The sequence below is a fragment of the Deltaproteobacteria bacterium genome (genome assembly GCA_016180845.1).
GTDB lineage: Bacteria > UBA10199 > UBA10199 > JACPAL01 > JACPAL01 > JACPAK01.
Genome location: JACPAK010000002.1, coordinates 251,872 through 270,621, shown reverse-complemented (window position 1 = coordinate 270,621; position 18,750 = coordinate 251,872). Strand labels below are relative to the sequence as shown.

Sequence of the window (18,750 nt, the reverse complement as noted above, 5' to 3'; positions counted from 1 at the left end):
AGAGAAAAATCAAAGGAAAGTTTTCCCCCGACAACTCTCTTTTAGATTCGAAATAGTCCAGATACCAAGTCCAAAGGCGGTTAGGACTCCTGAAAACTGCGATGTCAGACCTAAACCAAGTCGAACTGAGTTGCCGGTCGACCGATTCAGGAAAGGTACAAATTTCACGAGAAACCAAAAGGAAGTGGAAAGTGCCCAAAGAGGTGTAAATCCTTCCAGATAGGTCTTTCCTAAGCTGGAATTTGGTTTCAGATGATCCTGAAGAACCAAAAGCTGACCCAAAAAATATCCCGAAAATAACAACGTCACCCCACAACTGATCCCGGTGATTGTTCGCAAATGTTTCCAGAGGGGATGGCGAAGTTTTTCGGCCAAAGAGAGTCCTGGCCAGGCATCCACCCTATTTTGAATAGCCGCCTGATGTCTCTTCATCCCGCGCCACCCCAGAAAACTGACGACTGAAATGGTTGTGGATGCGGCAAAACCGAAGCGGTCCATTTCAAATGTCTTCCGACTCCAATCCTCGGAGAGATGACCATTCCAACAGAGATTTGAGAGACTGGTTGAATCCAGATGGCCCCCTTTTCAAACCAACAATCGGCGTGGGATCTGACCAGTTGCGGGGAATATCCCCCTCAAAAAGATACCCCCCTCTTAGTGTAAGAGGGGGGTATCTGAAATTCAGGAATTAACCGGTGGGGGCGTTATTGTATTGCCAGCGTAAACTCACCCTGCCGACGGTTTCCTTCGACGTCGGTCGCATCAATGAAGAGGGTGACGGTGTTAGCTGTACCCGTGAAATTGTTATTCATGTCAACATCCGTTCCACCATCCCCTGCGACATCCGCCGTATCACAAGCAGCAGCGGCAATCAAAGGAACGCGGTAGACAACCGCGGAACCCTGTCCGGCCGCCTCAGTTCCGTCACTAGCGGTACCTGTAATAACACCCGCTGTGTCGGGATCATTCCCTTCAAAGAGAAAGGCCGAGGTGGTGTGGAGGGTCCCACGGCAACCAGCACCGACAAGGCTCACACTTGTCCCTGCCCGGACGACCGAAATCACCTCCCAGGTCCCATAAACAAACTCGGGGAATTCAAGATAGACACCATCCACCGTTCCAGTCGCATTGGTAACCCCATCGTAGTTGTCAGCTGTAAACGACGATGTGCTCGAAATACCTCCCGACCCCGAATTATAGACATAGAAACCACCATCAAGTGTTCCATCATCATCGAGGTCACTCAGGTTAAGAATCTCATTCGCCGTGGTTCCATTCGTTCCGAATGGCTCATTTGCGGCAACCGTTCCTGAGAAGGTATAAATCTCATTCGTCGTGAGATCAGCTGCAGGGTCACAGGTCAGAACCGTGTCCCCAGCGCTGAGTGTACAGGTTGCATCCACTGAACCAGGCAATGGGAAACCGGTGACACCGGCCAAGGCGATCAAGTTATTCGTAAAGTCCAATCCAATCCCCGGACTGCTCGCGATACTGACCGGGAAGTTGAAAACAAGGACAATGTTTTGGCTGGTACTGATACCCAAGAGGTCGTTAATTCCTCCAAGTACAGTTGTTGCGGTTCCTTCACTGAAAACATCGGTAACAAGATCAGTGACCGGAAAGCCGGCAACAGCCGTATCGGTAATAACCGTCGCGTTCAGATCAACCAACGCAAGCGCCTCATTCCGACCGACAGGATTCGCCTCGATCTGGATCGTCGTACTGCTATCGATCGCACTGTCATAGGCCGCTACTGCTGTTGAGAAATCATAGACGTTGTCACTGTTGTTATCGCAGGCAGGGGCAACGATCGTATAATCCAGGAGCGGATTCAAACCACTCAAGGTTACAGCTCCGTTTGCATCTGTGGTGCCGGAAATTTCAACCCCTCCCAGAACAGAAAATGTTCCCGTTCCACCACCGTCATCAACTGTAGAGGTTGCAGCAGTCGGGAATGCATAAATTGGACAGGTCGCAACAGCGATACCGTTGTTCATCAAGTTCACTGAGAGACTGATCCCTCTCGCCAAGGCCAGATCCCCCATATCTTCTGCCAATGGGGTGTTATCCTGAGAGGCACCGGAAAAGACACAGGTGGCCTCTAATGTTGCATAGTTGGTCGCCCCGACACGTACACGAAATCCAGTTCCACCGGTATCTGTCGGGAGATTTTCAAACCGAAACATCCCCGCCTCATTAAAGAGGGTTGTGTCGGCATCATCCGTTCCTGTTGTCGTTTTAGCGACGAAATTGGTCTCTTTTTGTTTTTTCGTTGTATTATCCTTCTCGGTCTGGACGGAACCGGCATAAATTTCAACCGTCGCATCCGCAATACCGGAGCGTGTCGACCGATCGATGACACGACCAAAGCAGATACCAATCTCTTTTGCCACTTCATCGGCCAGGTTTGTTCCACCACCACAACTCCCGATCCCAAGATAAATGGGGGACGAGATGATTACAAGAAGCGGAAGCAGATGTTTGATCTTCATAGAAAACCCTCCCTTTTTTTAGTTTGGACAAGGAACCTATCCAGAAATTACGATGAGTCAAGAGAAAACAGGTTGAAGTGGTAAAAATGTTTACTATAGAAAATGGAAATGGACGAATTTTTTCAGATCGAGGGTCCTGATGCCACCGCGTACCTCCAACGGATGGTGACGAATGATATTCTTTCCATGTCCGTCGGCGAAGCGAGACACAATGCCCTGCTGGATCGAAAAGGGATGGTGCTGTCGCTCTTCTGTCTTGTGAGGATCAAGGAACAGTCTTATCTCGGCATTGGTAACCAACTGGCAGTCACACGGGCTCAGGAGGTTTTGAAGAAATTCAAGATTATGGAAAAGGTGACGATTACGGATGTCACGACGGAGTGGAGATTGTTTCAGTGGGTTGGTTTGAGTAGCGGCGGGTGGCTCGGGTCGGGCGCCCGCCCGCGCGCAACGGGTGAGCACGGGTGGGCGGAATCCGAGACAGGACCCGCCGCCAAGTGTTACCATTGGCAAGATAATTTCTACAATCAACCGATCTGGAATTTGCTCTATCCCGTTGGGGCGTATGGCGATACGCCCCTACCGCAAGATCTCTCCCCTCTCTCCCAAACCGCCTTCAATCTGATCCGAATGGAATCCGGCATCCCGGAATACGGGGTCGACATCGACGAAACACACATCCTCCTCGAGGCAAATCTCTCTCATACCTACAAAAGGAACAAGGGGTGTTATCCGGGACAGGAGGTGGTTGAACGGATCCTCGCCTACGGTCAGGGAAGGACACCGAAGAAACTCTGCTCACTTTATCTTGAGGGTCAGCACTCTATCCCGGCAAAAGCAGAGATTCTGGATCAGAATGGATCGAAGGTTGGTGAAACGACTTCAGCCCTTTATAACCCGCTCGACCAGAAAACAATCGTGATGGGATATCTGGATCAGAAACAAATCTCATCCCAACGCCCGTTTCAGATCGGAGATAATGTCCTCCGGCTCCTCGAGTCCAATTGAAAGCCGGATTCCGTTGGGTTCCACCCCCTTTTTTCTCTTCTCCTCTTCCGGCAACCCTGAGTGGGTCATTGAAAATGGATTCTCAATCAAGGTTCGGACCTGACCGAGACTCACAGCAAGCGTAATGGAATAAGAATCCTTCGCAATCCGATCGATAAAACGCTCTGCCTCATGTTCCGTCTTTCCCTTAAGAAGGAAGTAAATCATGCTCCCCGGCGCAAAATTTCCATCGAAGTCAATCATCTGTTTCTTCGCCAGGGCGAGTTGAGGAAACGAAGGGAGCCCCGGATAATAAACTTTTTCAACCTTGGGATTCCCTTCTAAAAACCTGGCTACCTTGAGTGCCGTCACCTGCTGCTGTTTCATTCTTAACCCCAAGGTCGGAAGCCCATAGACGAGGATCGGCCAGGCGTTTTTTGGGGAAAGGACCGCCCCGAAGTCCTTTCGAAAGAGAAGCAGGGAATTATGATATTTCTCCGAGGCCATGACTGCCCCTCCCATATCGGTCCCAAACCCCCCGATATCCTTCGTGAGACTGTGAACGACGATATCGACACCAAGCGAGATCGGTCGCTGGCAGAACGGCGTCGCAAAGGTATTATCAATAATCAGGACAATCTTCTGATCTTCGTTTCTCTTGGCATTGACCTGATCGACTCTCTTGCGCAGGCGGCCGATGTCGACCAGTTTGAGATTGGGATTCAAGGGGCTCTCGAAGTAGATCGCCTTTGTCTTCGGTGTTATCGATTTTTCATACCCCTCTCGGGTCAGATCGGCGAAGTGGACCTTGATCCCCAATCGTGGAAGCCAGTTGGTCAGAAGACTGTACGTACAGCCGTACAGGATATCATTGGCCAGGATCTCATCCCCCGCCTTCAGAGAAACGAGACAGGCGGCAGAGACCGCCGCCATGCCGGAGGCAAAGGCAACTGACACCTCCGACCCTTCCACAAAGGCAAGGTTCTCCTCCAGCATCCCGCGTGTCGGCTCATCGAGACGGTCATAGATATAAATCGGGACATGCTTCTTCTCGGTCGGGTGATCACAGGCAAAATCAAAGAAGCCATGCGCCCCACGGTGCTGTGTATCCAAACGAAAGGTCGTCGATGAGGTCAATGGGGGAACCACATGATGGCGGTATTCCCACTTCTTCGAGTGAAACTTTCCATGGATGAGATGCGTCCCCATTTTGTAGGGGCGTCTCTCGGAGAGATCCTTTCTCTCTTTTTTCATAGGCGATGGAATCACTTTTTTTTACGCTTCAGGCAAGACAAAATGAAACTCACTCCCCTTCCCGACCTGACTCTCCGCCCAGATCTTCCCCCCCATCTGCTCCACGATGTTTTTGCAGATGGCAAGCCCCAGACCGGTTCCCCTATAAACAGAGTCGTTCGCCTCTTCCTTTTGATCAATCTGCGCAAATTTCTGAAAAAGCAGCTTCATCCTGTCAGGGGGAATTCCAGGTCCATCATCGATCACGGAAAATTCGACCCCTTTTTGCCCATCTTCAAGCGCTCCTTCTTTCTCCTCCTCCTTGATCGTCACATGACCTTTCGCATGCCGAACGGCATTGTTGACGAGATTCACAAGCACCTCGGAGAAGAAATCATCATCAGCCAAAATCAGGTGCGGAGATTGAATCTCTGTCTTCAATTGAATCTCTCTCCCCACCGACATTCCAAGCCGAAAAGTCCTCACGACCTCTGAAATCGACCTCTCTGGATCCAACGACCGGAGATTCATCCTGACCATTCCAGACTCGAGCTGTGCCAGATCGAGCAGGTTATTCAGAAGCCGGATCAAACGATCGGTATTCCCATTGATGAGTCTTATCGTTTTTGATTGCCTCTCTGTGAGTGGCCCTCCTGTATTCGCTTCGAGATTATCCAAGGCCATTTTCATCGCGGCAAGCGGGGTTCGAAGCTCATGAGAGACCATATTGACGAATTCATCCCTGATCGTCTCGAGTTTTTGTCGTCTCGTATCAATATGATGCAGAATACCAGCGCCAATCCAGATCGAAATAACAAGGGCCCCCATATTGAGGGTCACGAAGAGCGCGACCTCCGAAATCATATCGGAGCGACCTGAAGAGACAATCCACCACCGGAACCCCCCTAAAAGTACCGGAATCAAAACCGCCATCGGCAGGAGTCGCCTTGCCATAAGCCCCCCGGCGTCATCTGCCGTAACAGGGAGCATAAGCCCCTCCTGGGGGCGTAAAAACAAAAGGCCGGTACAAAAGACAATAAATGCCACAGAGGTGTGGAGGGCGACCCTCGTATAATACAGGATCTCCTTCAGATGGATCGCATCATCACCGAACAGGTATCCCAAAAGACTGGTCAATCCGATGAAGCCAATAAAAAGTGACAGGGTCTGCGAGGGATAAATCAATTTTCCAATCCTGATATCGATCAGGAGAAGAGCGAGTCCTCCCACCGTAAAGGCAAACCCGCACTCCGGCGCCATGCGACCCGGATAAACTGTATACAGAGGGTCAGGATCCTCGAAAAACAGCAGCTGATCGATCCCCAGATCCCACCCAAAAAGATATTGGGACAAAGATAAAACGCCGATCAAGAAGACAAAGAGACTGAAGATTTTTCCAGGCAGGTAAAATCGGGTTTTGTCTTTTTTTCGACGCAGCAAAAAAAGGGCAAGCCCTGAGAAAAAAAAGGCGAGCGCCGCGTTCGCCTTCATCGTGACAAGACCGGGTGTAACTGATTTTAATATGGGGAGGTCCAACCACCAGCCGATCAAGACAGCAACGCCGACAACCATCAAAACAACCGCCATACATAAAGAGTGGCATCTGACGATCCATTGATCCAATCGAGTCATAAATCCCCCTATCCCACCTCGGCCAGGGCCAACCTTTCCTTCCAACGAATCATAAGCCCTTCCTTGAGCTGGGGAACATGACGAAGATCAGGATCCTGCTCGATCAATTGAAACGCCTCTTTCCTCGCCTCGATCAGGATTTTTTGGTCACGCAGGATATTCGCCATCCGAAATTCAGGCAGTCCCGCCTGCCGTGTCCCCAGAAAATCACCGGGACCACGGATCTTCAAGTCCTCCTCAGCGATTCGAAAACCATCCTGCGTCTCGCACATCACCCTCAGTCGTTTATAGGCGGTCTCGGTTTTCTGATAATCACTGACGAGGATGCAGGTCGACCGCTTCTCCCCCCTTCCGACCCTTCCACGCAACTGATGGAGCTGGGAGAGACCAAACCGATCGGCATGTTCGATCACCATCAGGGTCGCATTCGGGACATCGACGCCGACCTCGATCACGGTCGTGCAGACGAGGAGCCCGACCCGCCCCGCCTTGAAATCCCGAAAAACTTTTTCCTTTTCCTCCCCTTTCACACGCCCATGCAGCAGCGCGAGTGTCCGGTCCGGAAAAATCTTCTTCAGCTCCTGATACATCCGATCGGCATCTTTGAGCACCAGCTTCTCGCTCTCCTCGACAAGCGGATAGACAATATACCCCTGCTCCCCCCGATCCAGGGCTTGTGCAATCAACTGATAGAGTCTTCCCCTCTCTCGGGACTCGACAATATCGGTCCGGATCGGCTGACGCCCCGGCGGCATCTCGTCAATGATCGAAACATCCAGATCACCGTAAACGGTCATCGCGAGTGTCCTTGGGATCGGTGTTGCGGTCATCACGAGGACGTCTGGTTTTCCCTTCGCACGCAACGCCTGCCTCTGAAGAACTCCGAATCGATGTTGTTCATCAATAATCACAAGTCCCAAATTCTGGAACTCAACCCCCTCCGAGATCACCGCGTGGGTCCCGATAATCAACGGATGCAGACCACGCCTGATGCGTGAACGGATTTTGGTTTTTTCCGATTGGGTTAAGGAGCCTGTGAGCAGGGCCGGAATAATCTTGAAGCAAGACAAGAGTTCGCTGGCAGTCCGAAAATGTTGCTCGGCCAGGATCTCGGTAGGAACCATGAGGGCGACCTGATACCCGTTTTGGATCGCCACGAGCGCCGAGAGCAAAGCAACAACCGTCTTTCCGCTCCCGACATCCCCCTGCACGAGTCGATTCATCGGCATCGGCTGGGCCATATCCTGCAAGATCTCGTGCAGTACCCTCCTCTGCGCACGGGTCAAGGGAAACGGAAGTTTTTGAAGCGACTCTTTTACCGCTTCAACCGTCCAACGAAACACGATCCCCAGATCCTGTTTGTTTCCCCTCCTCTTCAGGGCCAGTGCCAATTCCATGAGGAAGAATTCCTCGAAAATCTCCCTGCGATGCGCCGGAGAGATGGCACGATTCCATTCGTCGACATCCGCCGACGGAGGAGGAAAATGGAGCTGAAAAAGCGCCTCCTTTTTTTCCGGAAATTGATATCTGGCAATGATTTCCGATGGAAGGACCTCCTCGATCACAAAACGGGAAAAGCTGTTTTCAATAATTTTTCGAAATCGCCTCTGACCCAAGCCGGGAATCTCGGAATAGACAGGAATGATGCCGGGGGCGCTAACCTCCTCCATGAGATCGGAATTCAGAATCTGAACCTCGGGATGCACAAACTGCGGTTCATGGCGATAATGGGTGACCGGACCGGAGACCATCAATGTCGTCCCTTTTTTGAACCGCGATTGCATCTGGGGGTAAAAATGAAACCACTTCAGTGAAACGGCGCCGGTCCCATCACTCAAGATAACCTCGAAGAGACGCCGTCTGTTTCGAAAAAAGACGAGTCCCGACGTCACGACCTGACCGACAACGGTTCGCTGTCCGGGCGCCAGACCACGGATCGAATCAAGACGACGGCGATCGATATATTTGTACGGAAAAAAATAGAAGAGGTCCTCGGCGGTCTGCACCCCTTTTTCATTCAAAATCGAGCCAAGCCTCGGACCAACCCCAGGGACAAAGCGGACCGGCGTCTCTCGCGGCTTCTCACTCTGTTGGAGGGACTGTGGATGCTGGGGGGGCTGGTTCCTCAGGGGCTCCTGTGGGAGCTCCCTCGGGGACGCCAGGATCAGTGGCTTCAGGGGTGCTCGGGGGTTCGACAATTTCTCCTTGCTCCAGGATGTTAAATTCAACGCGTCGATTCTTGGCCCTGCCAATATCGGTATCGTTCGAGTCAACCGGTTGAGACGATCCAAAGCCTTTTACCGTCAGACGCTCCGGTTCAATTCCATGATCAACGAGGTACTGTCTGACCGCCTCCGCTCGTTTGATGGAGGACTTGAGATTGGCTGCCTCTTTTCCGCCACCATCAGAATGCCCCTCGATCTGGACCTTCTTCACCTGAGGGTTTTCCTTCAGTGTACTCGCCACATCATCAAGAATCTGTGTCGAAACAGGCCGAAGTGTCGTCTTCCCTTTTTCAAAATGGATCTTCCTCTTGATCTCCACCTTCGGCGGCGGAGGGGGGGCTACAGGCTCTGGAGGGGGTGGCGGCGGTGGTGGGGCCTTCTCAAAACCATACGTATAACTGACCCCCGTCACGACCCGAAAACTTGGAGAACCATACCCCGAGGTAAGTCCGGTTCCACCTCCCAAATTGACAGCAAGCCCTGCTACCTGTGGGATTCGCGCACGCCCCGCGACCAAAAACTCGAGTGGTGTCTCTGCTGTCCGATCAAACGGCGCCTTCACGAGGAGCGAAGAATCGACCTCCCCAATCAGATCGAGCCATTCGAGAGGGGTGTAGCGACCGGCAAGACCGATCAGATACTGATCGTCACGCTCGAGTCCCAAAACCGTCGCCGTGGTCGTTCCCGGAAAAACAAAATCGGAACGGGCCAGATATGAAAAATTCAGCGCGATCTCCGCGATCTCTTCATATTTGTAATCGAGGATCGCACGGGCCCCACCGACAAAACCGCCATTTCCCACAAAATGATTCTCATCACCGGTCGGGAACCAGATGAATGGGGTCAAGGCAAGTCCCACCGGATACTGACTGTTATCGAGAATCCGAAACTTAGGTTCCAGACGGATATCGCCGAGCCCCATGTCGGTCTCGCGGCTCACTGCCCGATTCGCATTGAGATCTTCAAGATTTTCGGTGTCGTTCGAAAAGGCAAAGGGAACGGCAAAACCAGTCTCGAGCCAGGGGAGGATCCCAAAAGAGAAGATAGCATCCTCCATGAGAAGCCCATTCATGATGACATCGTTTCCCCTCGTCATCGTCTTGCGCGCATAGTTGATGAACAAGGCGCCATGGAGCGTCATCGGTTTCAGCGTCTGGGAATTGGAAACCGCAAAATAGGGGGTGGAACCCGCGACCGGCATAAAATTCTGTAACGAGGCGCCGGTCTCGGCTGCTGCAATTTTTGGGAGAATCAGGAGAAAGGCAATGAAAGTAAGCTTGAGAAACCTCATCCCCTTTCCTTTAGAATATAATAAAATTTTATCAACGTTTTTCCTTCATGAGTTTATATTCAAGAGCATCCACGAGCGCCATCCAGGAGGCTTCAATGATATTTTCAGAGACGCCGACGGTTCCCCACTTTTCCTTTTTATCCTGGGATTCGATCAGGACACGGACCAGTGAAGAAGTCCCCTTCGGTCCCGGAAGAACACGCACCTTATAATCGACGAGCTGGACTTCCTTCAACTTCGGATAAAAACGCTCCAGCGCCTTCCGAAGGGCGTTATCAAGGGCATTCACGGGACCAACACCATTCGCGGCGGTATGTTCGATCTTCCCATCGACCTCCATCTGGATCGTCGCCTCGGCAAAAGGGGCCTCACCCACCGTCCTCTTTTCATCGATCACACGAAAACCGATCAAACGGAAAAATCGTCGATGCTTCTTGAGCACCTTCTTCATGAGGATCTCAAACGACGCCTCGGCTCCTTCAAATTCGAACCCGCGATTTTCAAGATCCTTCAGCGACTTCAAGAGATCCCTTGTCTCCTCATCCTTGAGCTTAAGTCCAAACTGATTCGCCTTATAGAGGACATTGGACCGGCCGGATTGATCCGAGATCAAGATCCGCCGGCGATTCCCGACCGTCTCAGGATGAATATGTTCGTAGGTTCTCCAATTTTTCATGACGGCGCTCGCATGAACCCCCCCTTTGTGGGCAAAGGCCGAATTTCCGACAAATGGCTGGTGGCTTGTGTGACTTCGATTCATCAGTTCATCAACAAAATGGGAGGTCTCGCGAAGCCTCTTCAACTGGGGATCCGAGAGACACGAAAGTCCCATCTTGAGTTTAAGATTGGCAGCGATAGAAATCAGATTCGCATTTCCACACCGCTCACCAAAACCGTTGATCGTTCCGTGGATCTGGATCGCCCCTTCTTTAACAGCGGCAAGTGAGTTCGCCACGGCAAGTTCACCGTCATTATGGCAATGAATCCCCAAAGGCGTCCGGATTTCCCTATGAACGGCACGAACCACCTCAGCGACCTCAAAAGGCAGGGTTCCGCCGTTCGTATCACAGAGGACAATCAGATCCGCACCCGCCTCTGTGGCGGTTCGAATCGCCTTCAAGGCATAGGACCGATTTGCCCTGAAACCGTCGAAAAAATGTTCGGCATCGAAGAAAACCTGATCAGTCCTTTTTTTCAGAAAAGAGACGGAATCGGCGATAATCTCCAGATTCTCTTCGAGAGAGGCGCGCAAGGTCTCCCGGACATGCAGATCCCAGCTCTTTCCAAAAATCGTGACAACAGAAGTCCCCGCCTTCAGAAGCGACGTCAGCACCTTGTCCTGACCCGCCTTTACCCCACGACGCCGTGTGCTTCCAAAAGCAACAAGTTTTGCTGAATGAAGTTTTATCTTTTTCGAAAAAAATTCGTCGTCTTTCGGATTGGAGCCGGGCCATCCCCCCTCAATATAAGAAACCCCGAGCTCATCGAGCTTGTGGGAAATTCGAAGCTTGTCTTCGACGGAGAATGAAACCCCCTCCCCTTGGGCCCCATCCCGGAGCGTTGTGTCGTAGAGATCAATTTTTTTCATTTTTTGTCCAAACCGAAAACCTTATGAAGTACCCGCACCGCTTTCTCCATATCCTTTTCCTCGATAATGACCGCCACCTTGATCTCAGAGGTCGAGATCGCCTGGATATTGATCTTCTCATCCGCAAGTGCGCGAAACATCCTCGCCGCAATTCCAGCATGGGTTTTCATCCCGAAACCGACAATCGAGACCTTCGCAATCTTTTCATCCGACTCGACCGAGGAGGCGCCGATTTCTTTTGCGGTCTTCTCAACAATCCGAAGTGCCCCCTTCAAATCAACCTTCGGCACCGTAAAGGTCAGATCGGTGAAGCCATCGGCGCTGATATTCTGCACGATCATATCGACATTAATATTCGCCTCGGAAACAGGGGCAAAAAGCCGCGCCGCGATCCCGGGGTGATCGGCGAGATGTCTCACCGAAATCTTCGCCTCCGATTTGTCGTGGGAAATTCCCGAGACAACCAGTTCTTCCATTCCTTGTTCTGACACAAGCGTTCCTCCATCCTCCCCTGCTGGGGCAAATGACGATTTAACCCATACCGGAACATGATACTTCGCGGCAAGCCCTACCGAGCGTGTCTGAAGAACTTTCGCCCCGGAAGCGGCCAACTCAAGCATCTCTTCATAGGTAATTTTGGAAAGCCTGCGAGCCAATGGGCAGATCCGCGGATCGGCCGTATAGACCCCATCGACGTCGGTGTAGATCTCGCAGAGATCGGCCTTCAACGCCGCCGCAATCGCGACCGCCGTGGTATCAGATCCACCACGACCGAGTGTGGTGATATTCCCCTCCGGATCGATCCCCTGAAACCCGGCGATCACGACGACCGTCCCCAGTTTTAATTGTTTATGAATCAGAGGGGCATCGATCGACTTGATCCTCGCCTTCGAAAAGCTGGAATCAGTCAGGATCCGGATCTGATGGCCCAGAAAAGAGCGGGCCGTAACCCCTTGCGCCTGAAGCGCGAGTGCGAGCAAGGCGATTGTGACCTGCTCACCGGTCGAGACAAGCTGATCGTATTCACGCCCGTCCGGCTCTCCGGCGACCTTGTTGGCTAAATCAACAAGCCGGTTCGTCTCTCCTGCCATCGCGGAGAGGATCACGACGAGTTGGTGCCCTCCCTCACGACTTTTGATTACGCGTCGCGCGACATCCTTGATCCGATCAACATCGCCGACGGATGTCCCGCCATATTTTTGGACAATGAGCATCAGGGACAGGCTAGTACCCGATTTTCCTCTGAATTTAAAGGATTAACTTCTTCTAAGATTTTAATTGCTAATTTTTTCATGAAATAGTAAGATTTGTCTAGATTTTGGAGGTCACGATGAGCAAGGCTGAGGCGTTTGCGACAAAACTGCCGTCCGATCTGAAAGAGACCTTGGACCAGGTCTGTGAGAAGCTGGGTCTTCGAAAAAATTATGTCGTTGAATCCGCATTAAGAGAGAAGCTGGAAGATCTTATGGACTCCCACGACTTGCAGGAGGCGATCCGGGAGGCATCTGGATTTCATCCCTGGGATAAGGTCAAAAAAGAACTCAAGAAATGAGGATGCCCAGTGTCATTTCGTGTTGAACTGGAATCCAGAGCCAGAAGGGAATTTCTGGAACTCCCGAAAGAAGTTCAAAAAAGATTTACCGATGTTATTGATGATTTGCAATCCAACCCCCGTCCCCCGGGCGCAAAAAGGTTAACAGGGCTTGAGGGGTATCGGATCCGAAAGGGAGACTACCGTCTCCTCTATACAGTCGATGATCAAAACTCTATCATACGAATTTATCGAATAGGGCATCGAAGAGAGGTTTATCGCTAATTTCACACTATCGATATGGATGACCGGCGGATCGCCCTGTCCACGAAGACGGAAGGAGACCCTGACCTCGACCAACCTCAAAGGCCCGAACCTCAAACCCAACGTAAGTTGAAGCCCCGCATCTCTCGACGAGTTGATGACTCAAATAACGTCCCGCTGCATCCCTCTGGTGAACCACCTCGAGAAGAACGCCTTCTGACCCTGTTGCCCATGGGACCTCGCGTGTAATTTCGGCAATTGGAAAAATCTGACGATTCCCCTCTCTTCGGACACCGGGAATTTCCTTAGGGAAGGAGGGACGTCCCAAGAAGACATCCATATTATGGATGACCACGGGCACACGTCCACCATCCCGCTCTCCGTGGGTCACCAAGGCGTGTGTTAAACGAGAACTATCGATCTCACGACCCCAGGCATAAAAAGTGTAAGGATCAAACGCCTGAATTGCGAAAACCTTGCCGGGCTGATCGGTTTCAAAAAGAGTGGCGAGATCGACATCACCCCTCCCTAAAAACGACTGGCGAAATCCCTGCACAACAGGGCGATCCGATCCGCTTGGATAAAAATGGACCAGACCGATAGAGTCATCAACGAGCTCCGGCGGATAGGTATGAATCTTGTCACCGAAATCTAACGAACCATTCCGTCGATCGATCGGGAAGCGGACGGTTCGATACTGTCTTCTCAGTTGTCCCTGAGCCCCCTCTTCGGCGAGTTGCTCCATCGTAAAGTAGAGATGCCAGACCCCATCTTTTTGATGATAGTTTCCCTGAATATTCAGGAGAGCCCGACTCGTCTTCTTCCCCTTGTTGGTCGAATACAGAAAACTGACTCCGCGTGGGAGTGTCGTTTCTTCCCGGGCCAGTCTCGGGAACAGATTGTTCTGAAGAGCCTGATCAATCGAACGATAGAGCTGCCAATCATCCGCACTAAATTGAGCCGGTGGTTTTTCCCCCCAAACAAGCATCTTCAGCCTCTGAAGGATCCCTTCCGCCACCCTCCCCATATCGATCTTCGGTTGCGCATGGACTGTGCCAGGAGCCAGGAATTCTACAACCGTTGTCGTCCCAGCATATTCAATGTCCAAGAGAGGGTTTGGAGACGCCCCAAACCCGCGCTCGACGAGCTCAATTTTTGCTAATCTCCCTCCGCGTGTGAAACGGTAGATTGTTCCAAAAACAGTTGCCTTATCCTCTCCAGCTCCCGGCGGCGTCACCGAACCGACACGAAAAAATACCGAGGTCCCCTTCTCTGCCTGAGCGGTGATATCCTCATAGAGACCGGCATACTCGCCCAGATGTTCTCTGCGATAGATCGGTTTCGGAAGCCGACCACAGAAACGAAGATTCCCGGTCCAACGATCATCCCTCAAGAGATCACTCCAACCTCTGATTCGTTCCGGCTGGAGGCCGACAATTCGAAAACCATCCTGGGGATAGAAGTCAGTCAGCTCTTTTCCTATGGGAAGCCCGAGTGACGATCTCTCCAGAGCGATCTCATCACCCAGAGGAGGAAGGGTCGTTTCCTGCCCGCTCTGATGAAGCCGCACTTTTATAAGTTGATCATCACACACCTCCCCCAGCTTCACAGATCTCGAATCGAGCGCGACGATCCCCGTCGTCGGATTAATCGAAACCCGAATTACAGTCGACCGAACCCGATGAGGTTTCGAAGGATCGGTGAACGGATTCTCGAGGGCATGAATTGTGAGCTTCAGATTCCGGGAACCACCCCCTCCTGCCGCAGCGATTCTCCCCTCCAAGAGATAGGTCGGAAGCGGTGAACCGGAGAGGTGTTCGACTTTGCGGAAAAGGGGGAGCCCGTCTTCTTTTGAGGCGAGGGCACGCAGAAGGTCATTTAGATTGTCACGAAGCTGTTGCAGAGGGGCCCCGGTCAGTCGGGCTGGGGGATCTTTTCGGGTCAGAAACGCGAGGATGTCCCGCTCCAATCCTGTCGTTAAATTTCTGAGATGCATTAATGGCTGAACTTTCCATAAGATCACAGCGCCGACCCCGAACAGGCCTAGTGAAAGACTGACGGGGAAAACCCAAGGAGAAGAAGATTTTGGTGGTGGAGGAAGAGTGGTCTCTTCACTTTCACCGCTGAAACCTCCGTTTTCGGTAAAGAGCTGGAAAGGCTTATACTGGTCTACTCGAAAGGACATGGCGGCACGCCTTATCAATTAAATAGGGCGGTTTATCAAGGCCGAAAAATGATTATTGAATCGGTCGATGAAGTGGCCGGTCCCAATAGGGTTTGAATTTGCCGCCGAACGCCCCCATCTCGTAGAGGATCACGATCGCAAACGGAGAGAGAGGGGCGGTCGTCGAGTGGGATTTCTCTGCATTGGTGTCCTGGGGATTGTCACACAAATTTTTCGAAGAACCCTTTTCAAACCACTGGAAGTGGGGATCTCTCCAACCGCCATTCACCCATTCATGGACCCTGGCCCCCTCCTTCCACTCGAAGTGATAAACCCCCTTTTCCTCCTGAAGCCCCCCTTCCTTGACACAAAGAAGCCGACGAAATTCGTTGTGATGTGGAAAGTTCGGGACAATGAATCGATCAAATTTTTTCCAAAGCTCATCGGGTGAAAAGGCGACATTCAAAAGCTCAAAAGGGATCAACGCCTCGACAAGATCGTTTCGTTCGAGCTGCGAAAGATCGATCTTAAGGTCCGCCGGGACTCTTTTGCCGAGTTTCACAACCAACTTGGCTACCGGTCCCAACCCCCTCTCCTGAAGTTGATCTGCCAATTCGTTAATCAAAGGTCTGATCCGTAAATTGTGAAGCAACTCAAAGATCGGTGGTGTCTTGTCAGGCCCATCGATTCCTGTGGCCCTGATCCATTTTTTTCTGAGATCATCCACCACCTCGGTGAACTCACCGCGACCATACTCATCGACGAGATTCAAGAAATGAACCGTCAACCCCTCATGCGTACTGACATCGGCCGAGTCGGCACGACTCGCAAGCCCTTCTGAGGTTGGATCGCCAACAAAGACCTGAGAAACATACCCCTCCATATCAGACATCGCTCGAAGCGCCGCCCTCCAGCCGAACTCTTCCCCATCCCAAAGTGATCCTAAAATAGCCGCTTCCCATTTTTTTGGATCCTTCAGATCTCCAGACCGCATTTTTGAAAAATTATCCCAGAGCCTTCCGGCATGAATATATTTCATCAGTCGTTTCGGATCGCTCAGGGTCTTCTGAACCTGTTCCATAGCGACACCGGTCGACTGGGAGCGTCCCTTCGTCGGAATGATCTGAAAACTGTAGGCAAGCCGCTTCGAATGAGCCCCGAAGATCCGCACCTTTTCGTCTTGATCAAACTCCCAGCCACCTTCGAGGGGAACGGCGGTATTTTTCCCGCTCGTGTCGATCGCCTCGCGTCGAAAAACCTTCGGCTGCCTTCGAATCAGGATATCAAACTGTTCGATCGGAACCCCCTTCTCACGATGTGCCTCGAGAGAGGCGAGGACCCATTGTCGTATCCCCTCCTCTGAAAGTTGGGTTATTTTTCCATCCGTTTCCATGATCGCAACCGGCTGGAAGAGGATCGCCTCATGCCCCTCACGCAAACGATAATCAGAAACGCTTTCCCCTTTCTTTAAGGAATCGTAGGTCACCGCCGCATAAAGATCATGCCAATCTGTTCGGGGAGACGGAACCGGACGTCGACCCAAGTCAGTTTTCCCGATCTCCTCCAATTCCTTCCGAAGCTCGTCGGGTAATCTTCTCGAAAGCCTCGCCCCACCAAATTCAAAAGTCAGCGCCCCGAGAAACCGCATACCTCTTCCTTCTCGAATCCCTGTCGGATCGGCCCGGGCAATAAAATCGAGACCGATCCTGTATTGATCATCGGATCCGAAGGTGTACGAGGCGATCCCTTGGCGAAGGCCAACATCGGGATCGAAGTTCCGATCCGCCCTTTCATAAACAGCCCCCGCCTCAAGCGTCGTACGATCCAGGAAGTCAAAACCATTCGTCTCTGCCCAGGAGTAATCAACCCCGACACCGGCATCGGCCGTAACAGAATCCAAACCTTGACCATTGGCAAGAAAACCAACCTTCAAGCCGGCGAGGAACTCGAGCGCCCGCCACTCCGGCAAAACCGGCCCGGCGGAAACCTCAGCCCCTCCAACACTCCCCTCCCCGATCTCACCACCGCCAAATGTTGCTCCCGAGACCCGAATTTTGATGTCGTTTGCCATTGCTGACCCTTAATTTCGCCGTTCACTTAAAAACGTTGCCCTCGAAATATTTTAAGGTATAGGCACCGCGTGGGGCTTTCTTCTCCCTTCACTGCCGAGCATGAACTCTTTCGAAAGACGGTGCGGGACTTTGCCGAAAGGGAGCTCCTTCCACACAAAGAGGAATGGGAAAAGGCGCGTGGCTTTCCCCGGGAGATCTACCAGCGGGCGGGCAGGCTCGGCCTCTTCGGTATTTGTTACCCGGAAAAGGTCGGGGGGAGTGGAGGAAACTACTGGTTCAAGGTCATCTTCTGCGAGGAGATGATCCGCTGCCGGATGGCCGGGCTGGTGATGGATTTTCTCGTCCAGGCCGATATCGCAACGCCGGTCATCGACGCCCTCGGTACCGAGGAGCAGAAGAAAGAGTTTTTGGTCCCTGCGATTCAGGGTGAAAAAATCGGAGCATTGGGGATTACGGAACCGGGTTGTGGATCGGATGTCGCCGCCATCAAGACAACCGCCCGTCGTGAAGGGGACGATTATGTTATCAATGGTGCCAAGATGTTTTGCACAAACGGCGGACGCGGAAATTTTATCACATTGGCGGTCCGGACAGGGGAGATGGGGCATCGAGGTATCAGCCTTGTCACGTTTCCGACCGACACAAAAGGTTTTATGGTAGGCAAGAAGTTGGAGAAATTGGGAAATCACACCTCAGATACGGCGCTCCTCTTCTTCGAGAATTGTCGAATCCCCCGTCGTTATCTCCTCGGCGAGGAAAACAAGGGTTTTGTCTACATCATGAAAAATTTCCAGGGAGAGCGATTGGTGGCGGCCCTGATGGCGGTGGCAGGTGCGGAGCTCGCCCTGGACGATGCGATCCGTTACACAAAGGAACGCCAGGTCTTTGGAAACCGGATTCTTGATTTTCAGGTCTGGCAACACACGTTCGCGACTCTCGCCACCGAGATCGAGGCGGCCCGTCGGTTGACGTACCATGCCGTCGCCCTTTTTGATGCAAAGGCGGAATGTGTGAAGGAGATCTCGATGGCCAAACTCTTCGCAGGCGATCTGGCCCAGAAGGCCGCATATGAATGCCTTCAGGCCCATGGGGGATACGGTTATATGGAGGAATATGATTGCGCACGATTTGCCAGGGATATCCGTCTGATTACCATAGGAGGGGGGACGTCGGAGATTATGAAAGAAATCATCGCCAAAAAAATGGGGTGGGCCTAAGTCGTGAGCAAAACGAAAAAACAGATAGAATCATTAGCCGAGGAGAAGGGAAAA

At 52.0% G+C, this 18,750-nt stretch carries 14 protein-coding genes; 4 read left to right on the top strand and 10 right to left on the bottom strand.

Annotated features, from left to right (window positions below; translation table 11 throughout):
- Nucleotides 1–9: 9 nt before the first annotated feature.
- On the bottom strand, nt 10–498 hold the full coding sequence (locus HYT76_05470) for a hypothetical protein (protein ID MBI2083000.1): 489 nt from the start codon (nt 496–498) through the stop codon (nt 10–12).
- Nucleotides 499–704: 206 nt separating this feature from the next.
- On the bottom strand, nt 705–2,492 hold the full coding sequence (locus HYT76_05465; GenBank protein MBI2082999.1) for a hypothetical protein: 1,788 nt from the start codon (nt 2,490–2,492) through the stop codon (nt 705–707).
- Nucleotides 2,493–2,600: 108 nt separating this feature from the next.
- On the opposite strand from HYT76_05465, the gene HYT76_05460 reads away from it, so the two are divergent.
- Nucleotides 2,601–3,500: a hypothetical protein gene (locus tag HYT76_05460; GenBank protein ID MBI2082998.1), complete on the top strand. Its 900-nt coding sequence runs from the start codon at nt 2,601–2,603 to the stop codon at nt 3,498–3,500.
- Here the strand turns inward: HYT76_05460 and HYT76_05455 are convergent.
- Genes HYT76_05455 through HYT76_05430 form a run of 6 tightly spaced genes read right to left on the bottom strand, consistent with a single transcriptional unit; the run spans nt 3,441 to nt 12,665 of the window.
- Nucleotides 3,441–4,733: an aminotransferase class I/II-fold pyridoxal phosphate-dependent enzyme gene (locus tag HYT76_05455; protein MBI2082997.1), complete on the bottom strand. Its 1,293-nt coding sequence runs from the start codon at nt 4,731–4,733 to the stop codon at nt 3,441–3,443. The genes HYT76_05460 and HYT76_05455 overlap by 60 nt on opposite strands.
- Before the next feature lie 21 nt (nt 4,734–4,754).
- Nucleotides 4,755–6,344: a hypothetical protein gene (locus tag HYT76_05450; protein MBI2082996.1), complete on the bottom strand. Its 1,590-nt coding sequence runs from the start codon at nt 6,342–6,344 to the stop codon at nt 4,755–4,757.
- Nucleotides 6,345–6,352: 8 nt separating this feature from the next.
- The gene (gene recG / locus HYT76_05445; protein MBI2082995.1) at nt 6,353–8,542 is read right to left on the bottom strand and encodes an ATP-dependent DNA helicase RecG; all 2,190 of its coding nucleotides are present in this window, start codon (nt 8,540–8,542) and stop codon (nt 6,353–6,355) included.
- Complete coding sequence (locus HYT76_05440) at nt 8,427–9,860, bottom strand: OmpA family protein (GenBank protein ID MBI2082994.1); 1,434 nt, start codon at nt 9,858–9,860, stop codon at nt 8,427–8,429. The genes recG and HYT76_05440 overlap by 116 nt, the downstream gene beginning before the upstream one ends.
- 31 nt (nt 9,861–9,891) lie before the next feature.
- A complete protein-coding gene (locus tag HYT76_05435) occupies nt 9,892–11,448 on the bottom strand; it encodes a citramalate synthase (protein MBI2082993.1) in 1,557 nt (518 codons plus the stop codon).
- Nucleotides 11,445–12,665, bottom strand: a complete 1,221-nt coding sequence (locus tag HYT76_05430; GenBank protein ID MBI2082992.1) for an aspartate kinase — start codon at nt 12,663–12,665, stop codon at nt 11,445–11,447. The genes HYT76_05435 and HYT76_05430 overlap by 4 nt, the downstream gene beginning before the upstream one ends.
- Before the next feature lie 113 nt (nt 12,666–12,778).
- Between HYT76_05430 and HYT76_05425 the strand changes: the two genes are divergently transcribed.
- Both HYT76_05425 and HYT76_05420 read left to right on the top strand, forming a co-directional pair.
- Nucleotides 12,779–13,000, top strand: coding sequence for a hypothetical protein (locus HYT76_05425; GenBank protein MBI2082991.1), 222 nt, complete (start codon nt 12,779–12,781; stop codon nt 12,998–13,000).
- 9 nt (nt 13,001–13,009) lie between these two features.
- Nucleotides 13,010–13,264 (top strand): type II toxin-antitoxin system RelE/ParE family toxin, encoded by a 255-nt coding sequence (locus tag HYT76_05420; protein ID MBI2082990.1) that lies wholly within the window; start codon nt 13,010–13,012, stop codon nt 13,262–13,264.
- A gap of 7 nt (nt 13,265–13,271) precedes the next feature.
- Here the strand turns inward: HYT76_05420 and HYT76_05415 are convergent, their stop codons facing one another.
- Nucleotides 13,272–15,428 carry a hypothetical protein gene (locus tag HYT76_05415; GenBank protein MBI2082989.1) on the bottom strand — a complete coding sequence of 719 codons (2,157 nt, stop codon included), beginning with the start codon at nt 15,426–15,428 and terminating at the stop codon, nt 13,272–13,274.
- Between the two features lie 52 nt (nt 15,429–15,480).
- Nucleotides 15,481–17,478, bottom strand: a complete 1,998-nt coding sequence (locus HYT76_05410) for a hypothetical protein (GenBank protein MBI2082988.1) — start codon at nt 17,476–17,478, stop codon at nt 15,481–15,483.
- A 69-nt stretch (nt 17,479–17,547) separates the two neighbouring features.
- On the opposite strand from HYT76_05410, the gene HYT76_05405 reads away from it, so the two are divergent.
- Nucleotides 17,548–18,696 carry an acyl-CoA dehydrogenase family protein gene (locus HYT76_05405; GenBank protein ID MBI2082987.1) on the top strand — a complete coding sequence of 383 codons (1,149 nt, stop codon included), beginning with the start codon at nt 17,548–17,550 and terminating at the stop codon, nt 18,694–18,696.
- The last annotated feature ends 54 nt before the right edge of the window (nt 18,697–18,750 follow it).